This is a genomic window from Kitasatospora sp. NPDC057223, from assembly GCF_042669755.1.
GTDB lineage: Bacteria > Actinomycetota > Actinomycetes > Streptomycetales > Streptomycetaceae > Kitasatospora.
Window position 1 is genome coordinate 21637 of the sequence record NZ_JBHUWW010000094.1, and the last position, 13749, is coordinate 35385.

13 protein-coding genes are annotated in these 13749 nt (G+C 69.7%); 5 read left to right on the top strand and 8 right to left on the bottom strand.

Annotated features, from left to right (window positions below; all coding sequences use genetic code 11):
- Positions 1-4 precede the first annotated feature (4 nt).
- The 8 genes from rplC to rfbB all read right to left on the bottom strand — a co-directional run bounded on the left by rplC (position 5) and on the right by rfbB (position 8661).
- Positions 5-649 (bottom strand): 50S ribosomal protein L3, encoded by a 645-nt coding sequence (rplC, locus tag ACFUK0_RS27890; RefSeq protein ID WP_266323027.1) that lies wholly within the window; start codon positions 647-649, stop codon positions 5-7.
- 14 nt (positions 650-663) lie between these two features.
- Complete coding sequence (rpsJ, locus tag ACFUK0_RS27895; RefSeq protein ID WP_012785157.1) at positions 664-972, bottom strand: 30S ribosomal protein S10; 309 nt, start codon at positions 970-972, stop codon at positions 664-666.
- Between the two features lie 486 nt (positions 973-1458).
- Complete coding sequence (locus tag ACFUK0_RS27900) at positions 1459-3261, bottom strand: hypothetical protein (RefSeq protein WP_380254953.1); 1803 nt, start codon at positions 3259-3261, stop codon at positions 1459-1461.
- Positions 3262-3508: 247 nt separating this feature from the next.
- A complete protein-coding gene (locus ACFUK0_RS27905) occupies positions 3509-5104 on the bottom strand; it encodes a hypothetical protein (protein WP_380254955.1) in 1596 nt (531 codons plus the stop codon).
- A gap of 69 nt (positions 5105-5173) precedes the next feature.
- A complete protein-coding gene (locus tag ACFUK0_RS27910; RefSeq protein WP_380254957.1) occupies positions 5174-5569 on the bottom strand; it encodes a DUF2304 domain-containing protein in 396 nt (131 codons plus the stop codon).
- Positions 5566-6255, bottom strand: a complete 690-nt coding sequence (locus tag ACFUK0_RS27915) for a glycosyltransferase family 2 protein (protein WP_380254959.1) — start codon at positions 6253-6255, stop codon at positions 5566-5568. Before ACFUK0_RS27915 ends, ACFUK0_RS27910 begins: the two co-directional genes overlap by 4 nt.
- A gap of 82 nt (positions 6256-6337) precedes the next feature.
- Entirely contained in the window at positions 6338-7687 is a 1350-nt protein-coding gene (locus ACFUK0_RS27920) for a hypothetical protein (protein WP_380254961.1), read from the bottom strand.
- On the bottom strand, positions 7684-8661 hold the full coding sequence (gene rfbB / locus ACFUK0_RS27925) for a dTDP-glucose 4,6-dehydratase (RefSeq protein WP_380254963.1): 978 nt from the start codon (positions 8659-8661) through the stop codon (positions 7684-7686). The genes ACFUK0_RS27920 and rfbB overlap by 4 nt, the downstream gene beginning before the upstream one ends.
- Positions 8662-8769: 108 nt before the next feature.
- Here rfbB and rfbA point away from each other — a divergent pair, with 108 nt between their 5' ends.
- The 5 genes from rfbA (at position 8770) to ACFUK0_RS27950 (ending at position 13685) form a co-directional block, all read left to right on the top strand.
- Positions 8770-9645: a glucose-1-phosphate thymidylyltransferase RfbA gene (gene rfbA, locus ACFUK0_RS27930; protein WP_380254965.1), complete on the top strand. Its 876-nt coding sequence runs from the start codon at positions 8770-8772 to the stop codon at positions 9643-9645.
- Complete coding sequence (locus ACFUK0_RS27935; protein ID WP_380254967.1) at positions 9642-10241, top strand: dTDP-4-dehydrorhamnose 3,5-epimerase family protein; 600 nt, start codon at positions 9642-9644, stop codon at positions 10239-10241. The genes rfbA and ACFUK0_RS27935 overlap by 4 nt, the downstream gene beginning before the upstream one ends.
- A 40-nt stretch (positions 10242-10281) precedes the next feature.
- Complete coding sequence (locus ACFUK0_RS27940) at positions 10282-11178, top strand: glycosyltransferase family 2 protein (protein WP_380254969.1); 897 nt, start codon at positions 10282-10284, stop codon at positions 11176-11178.
- 45 nt (positions 11179-11223) lie between these two features.
- Complete coding sequence (locus ACFUK0_RS27945; protein WP_380254971.1) at positions 11224-12195, top strand: NAD-dependent epimerase/dehydratase family protein; 972 nt, start codon at positions 11224-11226, stop codon at positions 12193-12195.
- 122 nt (positions 12196-12317) lie between these two features.
- Complete coding sequence (locus ACFUK0_RS27950) at positions 12318-13685, top strand: acyltransferase family protein (RefSeq protein WP_380254973.1); 1368 nt, start codon at positions 12318-12320, stop codon at positions 13683-13685.
- The last annotated feature ends 64 nt before the right edge of the window (positions 13686-13749 follow it).

Sequence of the window (13749 nt, forward strand, 5' to 3'; positions counted from 1 at the left end):
ATCCTCACAGCCCCTTCGCCGCAGTGCGGACGAGGACGAGGCCGCCGTTCGGACCGGGGATTGCGCCCTTGATCAGGAGCAGCCCCTTCTCCGCGTCAACGGCATGGACGGTCAGGTTCTGGGTGGTCACGCGCTCGTGGCCCATCCGGCCGGCCATCTTCATGCCCTTGAACACGCGACCCGGGGTGGCGCAGCCACCGATCGAGCCGGGCGAACGGTGCTTGCGCTGCACGCCGTGACCGGCGCCGAGGCCCTTGAAGTTGTGACGCTTCATGACACCGGCGAAGCCCTTGCCCTTGGAGGTGCCGGTCACGTCGACCTTGACACCCGCCTCGAACAGCTCGGCGGTGATCTCCTGGCCGAGGGTGTACTCGGACGCGTCCGAGGTACGCAGCTCGACCAGGTGGCGGCGCGGGGTGACACCGGCCTTGGCGAAGTGACCCGCGAGGGGCTTGTTCACCTTGCGGGGGTCGATCTCGCCGAAACCGATCTGCACGGCGTCGTAGCCGGTGCCATCAGCGGTGTGGACCTGGGTCACGACATTGGGCCCGGCCTTGACGACGGTCACCGGAACGATCCGGTTGTTCTCGTCCCAGACCTGGGTCATGCCGAGCTTCTCGCCCAGGATGCCCTTAATCTGCTTTGCCATCTTCGTCGCGCCTCTCAGAGCTTGATCTCGATGTCGACGCCGGCCGGAAGGTCGAGGCGCATCAGCGAGTCAACGGTCTTCGGGGTCGGGTCGAGGATGTCGATCAGACGCTTGTGGGTGCGCATCTCGAAGTGCTCGCGCGAGTCCTTGTACTTGTGCGGCGAGCGGATGACGCAGTAGACGTTCTTCTCAGTGGGCAGCGGCACCGGGCCCGCGACCTGCGCACCAGTGCGAATGACGGTCTCGACGATCTTCTTCGCCGAGGAGTCAATCACCTCGTGGTCGTAGGCCTTGAGCCGGATGCGGATCTTCTGTCCCGCCATGGCTACTCAGTAGTCCTTTGTGTCGTCTGATGCTTCTGCGGCCGGAGTCATCCGGGTGGATTGGTCCGGTGGTGCCTCTGGGTGGTTACCTCCGACCCACGCGGTCGGGCGTGTCGCCCTCGCGCTTGCAAAAAATCCACCAGGGATCACTCCCTGCGGACTTTTTCCAGCGATCGGCAGGTCTTGCACCCACCAGGTACCGGGTCGAGGCCCTGTCCACGCTTCCCGGAAGATTCCCGTACGTCCGCCCCGCAGCTGCCGCGGTGTCGCTTACACACCACTGCATTCACAAAAAGCACGTGAACACATGAACGGCCATCACGGGAACGACGAGTACGTGGGACTCGCTTCCGGTCCTCCCGGCGGGAGGCGCGCAGCATCGGCACTCAACCGAGCAACTTGGACATACTGCCACAGCTTGCGCCCCGTACGCCAATCGGGGCCGGCAGAGGTCTCCCCCCGCCGGCCCCGATCAAGGCGTCCGGACTACTTCTTCTGCTCGTCCAGCCACGGTGCCGTACGGCCGCAGACGGCCGGCCAGGCCTCGGTCGGCACACCGGCGCACCAGATCAGGTGGTCGTCGGCCGAGGGCTGCCACTCCTTCGTGATGATGTCCGCACAGTCGGAGACCGGCGAGTACCTGGAACAGGTACCGTCCGCCTCCTTGATCGTGTGCGCACGCCACGCGTCGACGCCCATGGAATGGTTGTCGGAGTCGGGCATGTAGCGGTTCACGGACCAGGACGCCCCCATGGTGGCGAACAGTGCGAGCGCACACACCATGCCGACGGCCAGCTGCCTCAGCGGGCGCCGTGGGACCATGCCCGGCGCGCCCGGCCCGGAGACGGCCGCCAGGGTCCGGTCGGCGAAACGGGTGCTCCGCTGGACCGCCGCCATCAGGCCGACCACGGCGAGGATCATCAGGCAGTACAGGATGATCCAGGTGGTGCGGGGGTACAGCTGGATGGACTGCTTGGCGTCCATCTGCGAGGCGAAGTAGAACCGCAGCAGCCAGGCGCTCACCAGGGTGGCCGCCGTCACCCGGACCGCGAGGTGCCGCAGCCCGAGTCCGATGCCGAGACCCACGCCGGCCAGCAGCAGCAGCGCGAAGCCGGTCTGTCCGGCCAGTTCGCCGGCCACCGGCCAGTTGTGGAAGTCGGCCCCGCCCGAACGGTCGGACATCCAGCCCAGCACGTACGCCGGGTCGATGTACACGGTGATGTACGCGTACCGGTCGGGGCTGTCCGCACCCAGGGTCACCAGCTGGTAGAGCAACGGCGCGCCGACCAGGCCGGCGCTGACCAGCAGGACGCCGACGAAGGCGGCCGCACGACGGACCGCCTGGCGCCCCGCGCGCCAGGGGAAGGCGAACAGTGCCAGCACGAACACGCCCGGGGCCGACCAGAGGTACCAGCCGGAGTACCAGAGGAACAGCAGGCCGAAGGTCACTCCGAAGCCCAGACCGCGCAGCACGGCGGAACGCAGCGGCAGGTCACCCGCCCTGCGCAGGTCGCGGAAGGTGCCGACCAGCAGCGGGATGAGCACGATCATCACCACGTGGCTGTACGGCCGGATCGGGTCCAGGAACACGACGGCGGAAGGCACCGCGATGAGCAGGGCCCAGAACGGACGCAGCACCAGGCGCCAGGCGAGGTAGCTCATCGGTCCGACCAGGGCGCTGAAGAAGATCTGCAGGTCCTGCAGGGCGAAGCCCTCACCGCCGACGCCGCCGTAGCGGATGTCCGACCAGGCCGCCACCGCGGCGGGGAAGCCCGGCGGGTAGACACCCGGCAGGCCCTTGCCGTCCAGCATGTAGGTGGCCATGTGGATCAGTACGCTCGGGTCGCCCTCCTGGCCGCCCAGCGGCCAGGGAGTGCCGTGCAGCGCGACGACGACGCCACCGGCGATGACACCGGTGGAGAGCCCCGCGATCGCGGCGCAGACGAGCCGCTGGGTCACCTGGTGGCGACGGAGCGAGCCCCGGTAGGCGGTGTAGAGGAGCAACGCGAGGACGGGGATCCCGACCAGTGCCGCGTACTCCTGGATCTTGGCCAGTCCGCTCACCTGGGCGAGCCGGACGAGCGGATTCACGTTGATGCGGGTGCAGAGCAGAGTGAAGCCGAGCGCCGCGCCGAGACTGACGAGTACTTCGGCACCGATGAGGATCCCCGGCCTGGACAGCAGGCCCCGGTCCCCCGACCCGGTCGTGGCGGTCGCGCCGGAGCCCGGCCCGCCTTTCAGGTCCTTCGATGAAACACTGCTGACCACATCAGGGGCCAGATCAGTCATGTCGGTCCACTTCCGTCGTGCGGCTCCGCCGCTGAGCGAGGCAGGCAGCTCTCCCCTCCTGCCGTGATGGGACGGACATCCGCCGGCACGCGTCGTGGTGATGTCCGGCGAACGACCTGAGGATCACCTGCCCAACCGCGCTGCCCCGGTCGACGCACGGTGGACCCGCCTCGAAATTCTCGCATGCGTACCAACGTTCACACCAAACCCACATCCGGCACGGAACGGGCATAAAGGTGGCTACTGACTAGCACTTACCGTCAGGAGCGAACTTCGGGCACTTGCCGTCAGGAAGCGGCGTAGTCTGCGCAGTCCACCCGAAGAGTCCCCAGGAGTGCTGGTTCGCGGGCATGAAACGGTCGACGGTCGACGAGCCGGCCGAAGCGAAGAAGAACGCCAGCGCGCACAGGACCGCGCCGCTCGTCCGCAGTGCCGGACCGGCCACCGGCCTTGGCGCACCGTCAGCCGCCGCACGCTGGGCCAGGACCTTCTGACTCAGCAGGTAGGCGGCCATGCCGCAGAGGATGATCCCGCAGTACAGCAGTTCCGCGGAGGTCCGCGGGTAGAGCTGGACCAGCTGGTCCCGCTCCATGTGCGAGGCGAACCAGTACCGCAGCCCGAGGGCGCCGAGCATGCACAGGGCGGCGAGCTGCACCACCGGGACGCTCGACCCCAGCCAGAGGGCGACGCCCAGGCCGGCGATCAGTAGCAGCATGAACACGCCGACACCACCGAGCTCGCCCGGCAGCGGCCAGGCCGAGTCGGCGAAGGCACCGGGCTGGTCGCCCTGCCACATCGCGAAGTACGCGGGGTCGGTCGCGGTGTCGAAGTACATATAGGTGTCCGGCGTGTCCGAACCCGAGAGCAGCCGGCCGAGATACGAGCCGCTCAGCAGGAGGAAGGCCGTGGCCGTCGCGCCCAGCAGGATCGCGACGCGCAGCAGGGCGTCCCGCCCCTGCCGGCCGACCTTGGCCAGGGTGAGCGCCAGGCAGGCGAACACCCCTGGCGCCGACCAGACGAACCACCCCGAGTACCAGAGGAACAGTCCGGCGATCGCGACGCCGTAGCCGGCTCCGGTCAGCAGCGCGGCCCGGCGTGAACGGCCCGGCGAGGCGAGCAGGCTCGCGATGAACTTGGCGAGCACCGGTATGAGGATCAGCAGGGCGACGTCGACGTACGGCTTGGCCGCGTGGACGATCGGGAAGACCGAGATCACACCGATGCCGAGCGCCCAGAGCGGGGGCAGGACGAGCCGCCAGGCCAGGTACACGGCGGGGCCGGTGAAGGCGATCAGCAACAGGCCGAGAATCTTCAGGGCGGCGCCGGGCCGGCCGGGGTTGAAGATCTCGGTCCAGTAAGCCAGCAGGTGCGGGAAGAGCGGCGGGTAGACACCGGAGATCGGGCGGCCGTTCAGGATGTCGTCGACCCAGCGCTGGAGCTGTCCGGAGTCACCGCGGGTGCCGTTGAGCGGCCACGGGGTTCCGGTCAGGATGACCGCGATACCCCCGGCGTAGAGGCCGGTGGCGAGGCCGGCGAGGGAGCCGCAGGCCAGCCGGAGGGCGACCGGACGGGAAACCCAGCGGCTCAGCCCCGCCCAGACCAGGGCGATGACCACGAAGGCCAGCAGGAAGCGCAGCTGGAGCGCGGCCAGGCCGCTCACCTGGCCTATTCTCGTCATCGGGTTGACCCTGATGAACATGCACAGCCAGGTGAAGGCGATGGCCACGGATCCGCCGGCGGCAGCCTCCAGAACACCCGGGCCCAACTTCCGGAGCAGGCTCGTCCGCTCCGGTGGAGCCTCCAGTTGCTCAGGCGTCCGGACCATCGTCGCTGTGACCGTCATGAAAGCTGCTCTCCGAACACGATAGGAACCAACCCCGCCTGAGCGGCCCCGCTGACCTGCCTACCGTGCCTAGCGCTGTCCGACCTCGACGCCGGAGGCCTCGTGCTCGTCCCCGAACCGGCCCTCGTTGACGCGCTGGCCGTCGTTGACGGCGATCGCGCGGGCGAGGTCGGTGAGCTTCTTCTCCAGCGAGCGGAATCGCATGAAGGTGTTGAGCGTCATGAAGGCCATCGCCACCACGAGCAGGTAGAGCACCAGGTCGGTGCCGCGGCCGACGCCGAGCTGGTTGGCGACCCAGGTGACGTCCTGCGGGCGGAACACCGCGTAGATGTTGGCGATCACGAATGCCGCGAAGGCCATCCGCTTCCACGCCCGGGTGTGCGCGGCGTCCCAGCGGCGCACGAACATCAGCACCAGCGAACCGGTACCGACCAGGAGCAGCAGCTGGATCCAGAGGTACTTCATTTGCGGCCACGCTCCCGGAGCGAAATGTCGAAGAGGATGTTGACGCCATTGATGAGGGACTGGCCCTTGGAGCGGGAGTACTCGGTGTAGAGGATGTCCACCGGGACCTCCATGACGCGCAGGCCCGAGGCGGCCAGGAAGGCCACGAGCTCGGAGGCGTGCGCCATGCCGTTCATCGTGATGCGCACCTTGGCCGCGGCGTGGCGGTTCAGGACGCGGAGACCGTTGTGCGAGTCGGTCAGGTTGAGCTTGCGGGCGGTGGGGCTGACGGTCGCGGCCGTCCGCAGGACGACCCGCTTGATCCACGGGACCTCGCCGGTCTGCTCGATGAACCGCGAGCCGAGCACCACGTCGGACTCGTCGGCCCGCAGCAGCGCGACCATCTTCTCGACGTCGGGCGTCTGGTGCTGGCCGTCGGCGTCGAAGGTGGCGAAGTACTGCGCGCCCGGCTGCTTCAGCGCGTACGCGAGGCCGGTCTGCAGGGCCGCGCCCTGGCCGAGGTTCACGGGGTGCTGGACCAGGTGGGCACCGGTGGTCATGATGTGCTCGGCCGAGTTGTCCGTGCTGCCGTCGTCGACCACGACGATGTTCGGGAAGACCTTGCGGGCGCCCTCGATAACCTCGGCGATGACGGTTCCCTCGTTGTAGGCGGGGATGACCAGCCACACGTCGTCATAGTCGGACATCAAGGCTCCATGCCGCAGCCGCCGGCCGCAAGTTTCAGGGTGTGCAGGTGTGAGAACGGGCCACGGTGCCCTTGACGTGTCGTCATACCGAGTCCACCAGCGAGCGCGGGGAGGAGGCGTCCGCCCCCGCACCCCCGGCCGGCGGTACCCGGAGGAAGCTGAACCACACCGCGACGAACATGCATACGACAGCGGCCAGCGAACCAAGAGTGTAGGCGAGACAGACCCGGGTCGCGATCGGCCCCGGTACCAGGGTGGTCACGATCAGCGCAACGGTGCCCACCGCCCAGCCCAACAACTGGAGCCGGTGCCGGTGCAGCACCAGGAGTGCCTGGCCGAGAACCATCGCCAGCATGTAGCAGAGGGTACCGGCGGACATCCAGAAGAAATCGAGCGACCCGAGGACGTCGTCCGCCTTGAACAGCACCTGGATCAGCCACGGGCCGAGGATGGTGGCCGGGATGCCGCCCGCCACACCCAGCACGACGACGACCCCGCAGGTGCGGCCGAGCAGTTTGGAGAAGCCCGTACGGTCCCCGGCGGCGGCCGCCGCGGACAGGCCGGCCAGCAGCGAGGCCTGCAGGGAGCCGAAGACGAACAGCGGGACCCTCGCCAGCACCACCGCGTTCAGCAGGCCGGCCACCAGTGCCGCGTCGTCCGGCGCCAGCAGCTGGGTGCTGACCACCGCCGCGTTCACCACGACCTGGGAGAGCAGGGTCGAGCAGACCAGCGGCGCGAGGCCGGAGGTCAGCGCAGTCCAGCCGACCGACGGGCCCGAACGGACACCGGCGAGCAGCGGCCGGAGCGTGACAACCACCGCGATGACCGGTGCGACGGTCAGGATCAGTGCGAACGCCAGCGGCGACTTCACGCCGGCCAGCGCGCAGCCGGCGGCGAGCACGATCCGCAGCGCGCCGTCCACCGCGAGCTGGGTGCCGTAGGCGCCGAACCGCCCGAGGCCCGCGAGGACACCGCGCGTGACGTTCCCGGCCGCCATCGCGACGAAGGCCGCGGCGAGCGCCGCGACCATGTCGACCCGGCCGTCGAAGAAGGTGTCCGCGAGGGGTCTGACCGCCACGGCCATCGCGGCCGTCAGCAGCCCGAGCATCAGGGCGGTGATGACGAGGATGCGCCGCAGCACCGGTGCGACGCCCTGGTTGCCGACCATCCGGGCGGCGACGATCCGGGTGAGTTCCTGCTCGACCGGGAAGAACAGCCCCAGGCCGACGGACATCAGGATCGTCCAGAGCAGCGAGACGGACGCCATGTCCGGCTTGCTCAGGCTGTACCCGGCCGCCATCAGGTGCGCGTACGACGCCGCCCCGAGCAGCACCGTGCCGCCGATCACCAGCTGGGTGCCCGGGGGGAGCGCGCCGAGGACCTTCGCCAGTGGCGAGCGCCGGCCGGCCACCGTACTGCCCTGGCCGCTCACGACTGCTGCGCGGCCTTCACCTTGAGCGGCTCCCACCAGGCGCGGTTCTCGCGGTACCAGTCGATCGTCGACGCGAGCCCCTCCTCGAAGGTGACCTGCGGCTCGTAGCCGAGCTCCTCGCGGATCTTGCTGATGTCGAGGGAGTAGCGCAGGTCGTGGCCCTTGCGGTCCTGGACCCGGTCGACCATGTCCCAGCCGGCGCCCGCGGCGTCCAGCAGCAGGCCGGTGAGCTCCTTGTTCGTCAGCTCGACACCGCCGCCGATGTTGTACACCTGGCCGGCGCGGCCCTTGCGGAGCGCCAGGTCGATGCCGCGGCAGTGGTCGGCCACGTGCAGCCAGTCGCGGATGTTGCCGCCGTCGCCGTACAGCGGGACGCGCTTGCCGTCGATCAGGTTGGTGGTGAAGAGCGGGATGACCTTCTCGGGGAACTGGTACGGCCCGTAGTTGTTGGAACAGCGGGTGACCACCACGTCCATGCCGTGCGTCCGGTGGTAGGCCAGCGCGAGCAGGTCCGAACCGGCCTTGGAGGCCGAGTACGGGGAGTTCGGCGCGAGCGGCCACTCCTCCGTCCAGGAGCCCTCGGTGATCGAGCCGTAGACCTCGTCGGTCGACACGTGGACGAAGCGGCCGACGCCGTGCTTGCGGGCCGCGTCCAGCAGGACCTGGGTGCCGACGACGTTCGTCATCACGAACGGGCCCGCGCCGAGGATCGAGCGGTCCACGTGGGACTCGGCGGCGAAGTGCACGACCGCGTCGTGACCGGGCATCACCTGGTCGACGGCGTCCACGTCGCAGATGTCGCCGCGGACGAAGGTGTAGCCCGGGTGGCCGGCGACCGGGGCGAGGTTCTCCTCGACGCCGGAGTAGGTCAACTTGTCGAACACGGTCAGCTGGGCCGCCGGATCGTCCGCCAGCAGCGAACGTACGAACTGGGAACCGATGAATCCGGCGCCGCCGGTCACGAGGATACGCATAGTGCGGCCGAGTATAGTGCCCGCGAACTAGGGGCTCCGCCCAGGTCCGGCACCTGCTGACGGGGCTCGGTTGCCTCGGCGGTGTACGCGCCACGTAAGGTGGCCCCCATGCGCGGCATTCTTCTTGCGGGCGGCACTGGGTCCCGCCTCTGGCCTCTGACTCGGGCCGTATCGAAGCAACTTCTCCCAGTGTTCGACAAGCCGATGATCTACTACCCGCTCTCCACGCTCATCATGGCGGGGATCCGGGAGATCCTGATCATCACCACGCCGCAGGACCGGGACCAGTTCGAGCGGCTGCTCGGCGACGGTTCCCAGTTCGGCCTCGACCTCCAGTACGCGGTGCAGGAGCGGCCCGAGGGCATCGCCCAGGCGTTCGTGCTCGGCGCCGACTTCATCGGCGACCAGCCGGTCGCGCTGATCCTCGGCGACAACATCTTCCACGGCAGCGGCCTCGGCACCCGGCTCGCCCAGCGCACCGACCCGCGCGGCGGCATGGTCTTCGCCTACCCCGTGGCGGACCCGACGGCCTACGGCGTGGTCGAGTTCGACGAGCAGGGCCAGGTCATCTCCATCGAGGAGAAGCCGGCCAAGCCGAAGTCCCGCTACGCGGTGCCCGGCCTCTACTTCTACGACAACCGCGTCGTGGAGATCGCCCGGACGATCACGCCCAGCGCCCGCGGCGAGCTGGAGATCACCGCCGTCAACGACGCCTACCTGCAGGCCGGCGAGCTCCAGGTCACCGTCCTGGACCGCGGCACCGCCTGGCTGGACACCGGCACCTTCGTCTCCATGGTCCAGGCCTCGGAGTTCGTCCGGGTGATCGAGGAGCGCCAGGGCTTCAAGATCGGCTGCGTCGAGGAGGCCGCCTGGCGGGCCGGGTTCCTCGGCTCCGCCGAGCTGCGCGAACTGGCTGGTCCGCTGCTGAAGAGCGGCTACGGCGAGTACCTGCTGGAACTGCTGGACGAGGAGAACAACCGGTGAAGTTCCGCGAGCTTTCCATCGAGGGCGCCTGGGAGATCACCCCCCAGCAGCACGGGGATCCGCGCGGACTGTTCATGGAGTGGTACCGCTTCGATCACCTGGCGGCCGCCGTCGGGCACCCCCTGCGGCTGGCCCAGGCCAACCTCTCGGTGTCCGCCAAGGACGTGGTGCGCGGCATCCACTTCGCCGACGTCCCGCCCGGCCAGGCCAAGTACGTCACCTGCGTCCGCGGCGCCGTGCTCGACGTGGTCGTCGACCTGCGGGTCGGCTCCCCCACCTTCGGCCGCTACGAGTTCGTCCGGCTGGACGACGTGGACCGCCGCGCGGTCTACATCTCCGAGGGCCTCGGCCACGGTTTCTGCGCGCTCTCCGACGACGCCACCCTGTCGTACGTGTGCTCCGAGACCTTCAACCCCACCGGCGAGCACTCGGTGCACCCGCTCGACCCCGACCTCGGGATCGACTGGCCGGCCGGCACCCCGCAGCTGTCGGCCCGCGACGCCGCGGCCCCCTCGCTCGCCCAGGCCATCGAGTCGGGCCTGCTGCCCGACTACGAGCAGTGCCTGAGCTACCGCCAGTCGCTGCGCGAGCAGTAGTCCTCGCCTCCACCACCTCCGAAGATCTGGTGCGCCGACCATGACAACTCTTGACATCATGCTGCCCTACTACGGCAACGTCGCGCTGATGCAGGCGGCCGTGAACAGCATCCTCGCCCAGAGCGATCCGAACTGGCGCCTGACCGTGGTGGACGACGGCAAGGAGCCCGACGTCCCCGGCTGGTTCGCCGGACTGGGGGACGAGCGCGTCTCGTACCAGCGCAACGAGAAGAACCTCGGCGTCACCGGCAACTACCGCAAGTGCCTGGGCCTCGTGCGCGAGGAGCACTTCGTCATGATGGGCACCGACGACATCATGCTGCCCGAGTACGTCGCGACCGTCCGCGCGGCGCTCGCCGAGCGGCCCGGCACCGGCATGATCCAGCCCGGTGTCCAGGTCATCGACGGGGAGGGCGCGCTCAGCGACGGCCTGGTCGACCAGGCCAAGCGGCGGCTGTACGCGCCGAAGGTCCAGGGCACCCTGCTGATGAGCGGCGAGGAGCTCGCCACCAGCCTGCTGCGCGGCAACTGGCTCTTCTTCCCGTCGATCTGCTGGCGTACCGAGGCCGTCCGCACCGCCGGGTTCCGCGACAACCTCGAAGTCACCCAGGACCTCGCCCTCGTCATCGACCTCCTGGTGGCCGGCGAGCAGATGCTGATCGCGGACGCGGTGTGCTTCCAGTACCGCCGCCACGCGGTGAGCATCTCCTCGCAGCAGGCCTTCACCGGCGCCCGGTTCGCCGAGGCCAACCGCTTCTTCATGGACGTCGCCGACCGCCTCGACGCGCACGGCTGGCCGCAGGCCGCCAAGGCCTCCCGGCGGCACGTCTCGTCCCGGCTGCACGCGCTGACCATGGTGCCCGGCGCGCTGAAGAACCGGCAGAGCGAAGGCGCCCGCACGCTGCTCCGGCACGTGGCCGGCTCCGACCACCGCTGACCGCGGGCACCCCTCACTCCCACCCACACCCGGAGCCCACAGGCCATGGCCGCTAGCAGCTCAGCCCTCCCCCGGATCGCCGTCCTCGGCGGCACCGGCTTCATCGGGCGCACCATCCTCGACACGCTCGCCGGCCGCGGGCACCACCTGCTCACCATCGCGCGCAAGGAGCCGGCCACCCCGCTGCCCGGCGACTTCGCCCGGCTCGACCTGACCCTCGACCCGCCCGCCGCGCTCGCCGGGCTGCTGGCCGAGCACCGGATCGACGTCGTGGTCAACGCGGCGGGCGGCATGTGGGGGCTCACCGACGAGCAGATGGTCGGCGCCAACGTCGGCATGGTCGCCCAGCTGCTCGAAGCACTGCGGAGCATGACCGCCGCACCGCGCCTGGTGCACCTCGGCACGGTGCACGAGTACGGGCTCTGCCCGATCGGGGTCAGCCTGGCCGAGGACTCCGAGCCCCACCCGTCCATGGTCTACGGGCAGTTGAAGCTGCAGGCCACCGAGCTGATCGCCGAGGCCGTCCGCGGGGGCCTGGACGCGGTGGTGCTGCGGCTGGGCAACGTCGTCGGCGCGGGCCAGCCCTCGCACAGCCTCCTCGGCGTGATGGCCGGCAAGCTCGCCGCGGCGCGGGCCGCCGGCGAGAGCGCGCAGCTCTCGCTCGCCCCGCTGACCGCCCAGCGCGACTTCGTCGACCTGCAGGACACCGTCGACGCGATCGTGGCGGCGCTCGCCCCCGCGCCGCAGGCGCCGCCGGTGCTGAACGTCGGTCTCGGCCGGGCCAGCTCGGCCCGCGAGCTCGTCGACCTGCTCATCGAGGTCAGCGAGGTGCCCGCCGAGATCACCGAGGTGCCCGCCCCCGAGGGCAGCGGCCCGGAGACCGAGTGGCAGCAGCTGGACATCACCGCCATCACGAAGGCACTCGGCTGGGAGCCGAAGCGCAGTCTGAAGGAGGCCGTCACGGCTCTGTGGGCCGCGGCATCGGCCACCGATGCCGCCGGCAGTACCGCTCCCTAACAATTCGATCAGCCCGGTGAGGGATTCCGCCACGCGTCGGTAGGATCCGACAAGGGCCCGTTCGGGCCTGTGCGCCGGGGCGGACTCCCGTGCACCCCTTCCAGGAAAGCATGATCCTCCCCATGTCACGCAGGCTTTCCCCGCCCGACGGGTCACCATCCCGCGGCAAGCGGCACGGCGCCGGCACGGCCCGGCCCGGCCGGCTCACCCGCGCACTGCCCGGCTACCGCGGGACGCTGGCCGAGCTGTACTCCTCGCGTGCCAACAGCTTCGGCCTGCTCCGGCTGCTGCTGGCCTCCTCGGTCGTGCTCTCGCACATGTACCCGATCGCCTGGGGCCGCCTGGACCCGCTCTGGCTGCACAGTGGCATGCAGACCGACATCGGGAAGATGGCCGTCGTCGGCTTCTTCGTGCTCTCCGGCTTCATGATCACGGGGAGTGGGGCCCGCAGCACGTCCGGCCGCTACGCCTGGCACCGCGCGCTGCGGATCCTGCCCGGTCTCTGGGGCTCCCTGCTGCTGTCCGCACTGGTCATCACGCCCTACCTGTACCACTGGCTGACCGGGAACTGGTCCGGCTTCTGGTCCCACCCGCAGGGTCCCTGGTACTACCTCAAGGGCACCTGGAACACCTCGATCAGCACCGGCTGGGACATCTCCGGCGTGATGGGCGAGGGCCGCAAGCGCGGCACCAACTTCGACCCGGGCGTGAACGGCGCCCTGTGGTCGCTGAAGTACGAGATCCTCTGCTACGTCGTGGTGGGCCTGATGGCGGCCGGCGGCGTGCTCCAGCGGGCGCGCAAGTTCGTCCCGCTGCTCGCGCTGGCCCTCGGCGGCCTGATCCTGCGGGACTGGGTGAACGCGCCGACCCTGCGCGGGATCCCCGGTGACCTGGGCTCCGCCGTCCAGGTCCCCTTCCTGGGCGCGATGTCGGTGCACTTCATCATCCACCTGGTGTTCGTGTTCATGATCGGCGCGACGTTCCAGCTGTACCGCGAGCGGCTCCCGATCCACGACGGCCTGGCCCTGGTCTGCGCACTGGTCCTCGGCGGCACCCTGTGGGGCGGCGGCCTGTTCTTCTTCGGCTACCCCGCCTTCGCCTACCTGCTGCTCTGGCTCGCCGTGCGACTGCCGCGCCCGTTCCAGCGGTTCGGCCGCAAGCGCGACTTCTCCTACGGCATCTACATCTACGGGTTCACCGTCGAGCAGTCGCTCGCTCTGCTCGGCTACGCCAAGTACGGCAAGGTGGAGTTCCTCGCGCTCGCCATGGCCGGCACGGTGGTCCTCGCCGCGCTCTCCTGGTACCTCGTCGAGTCGCCGATGATGCGCCTCAAGAACTGGACGCCCTGGCCGGTGCGCAAGCTGGCGGAACGCCGGCAGCGCAACCGCCCGGTGGAGCCCGTGGAGCACGCCGCCGCAGCGCCCGCCGCTGCTGCACCGGCCGAGGCCGGGGAGCCGCAGGCTGTCCGGCCGCCCACCGTCTCCGCCTGACGGGCCCGCCCGGGAGCCCCGCTCCGAACACTGTCGAACGCGCCTGCCGCCGGTCCCTCGGACC

Bases quoted from the DNA above. Each gene is read 5' to 3' on its own strand.
- ACFUK0_RS27900 (WP_380254953.1), bottom strand. From the start codon at position 3,261: ATGACTGATCTGGCCCCTGATGTGGTCAGCAGTGTTTCATCGAAGGAC.
- ACFUK0_RS27950 (WP_380254973.1), top strand. From the start codon at position 12,318: ATGTCACGCAGGCTTTCCCCGCCCGACGGGTCACCATCCCGCGGCAAG.
- rfbB (WP_380254963.1), bottom strand. From the start codon at position 8,661: ATGCGTATCCTCGTGACCGGCGGCGCCGGATTCATCGGTTCCCAGTTC.
- rfbA (WP_380254965.1), top strand. From the start codon at position 8,770: ATGCGCGGCATTCTTCTTGCGGGCGGCACTGGGTCCCGCCTCTGGCCT.
- ACFUK0_RS27940 (WP_380254969.1), top strand. From the start codon at position 10,282: ATGACAACTCTTGACATCATGCTGCCCTACTACGGCAACGTCGCGCTG.
- ACFUK0_RS27915 (WP_380254959.1), bottom strand. From the start codon at position 6,255: ATGTCCGACTATGACGACGTGTGGCTGGTCATCCCCGCCTACAACGAG.
- ACFUK0_RS27945 (WP_380254971.1), top strand. From the start codon at position 11,224: ATGGCCGCTAGCAGCTCAGCCCTCCCCCGGATCGCCGTCCTCGGCGGC.
- ACFUK0_RS27910 (WP_380254957.1), bottom strand. From the start codon at position 5,569: ATGAAGTACCTCTGGATCCAGCTGCTGCTCCTGGTCGGTACCGGTTCG.
- rplC (WP_266323027.1), bottom strand. From the start codon at position 649: ATGGCAAAGCAGATTAAGGGCATCCTGGGCGAGAAGCTCGGCATGACC.
- ACFUK0_RS27905 (WP_380254955.1), bottom strand. From the start codon at position 5,104: ATGACGGTCACAGCGACGATGGTCCGGACGCCTGAGCAACTGGAGGCT.
- rpsJ (WP_012785157.1), bottom strand. From the start codon at position 972: ATGGCGGGACAGAAGATCCGCATCCGGCTCAAGGCCTACGACCACGAG.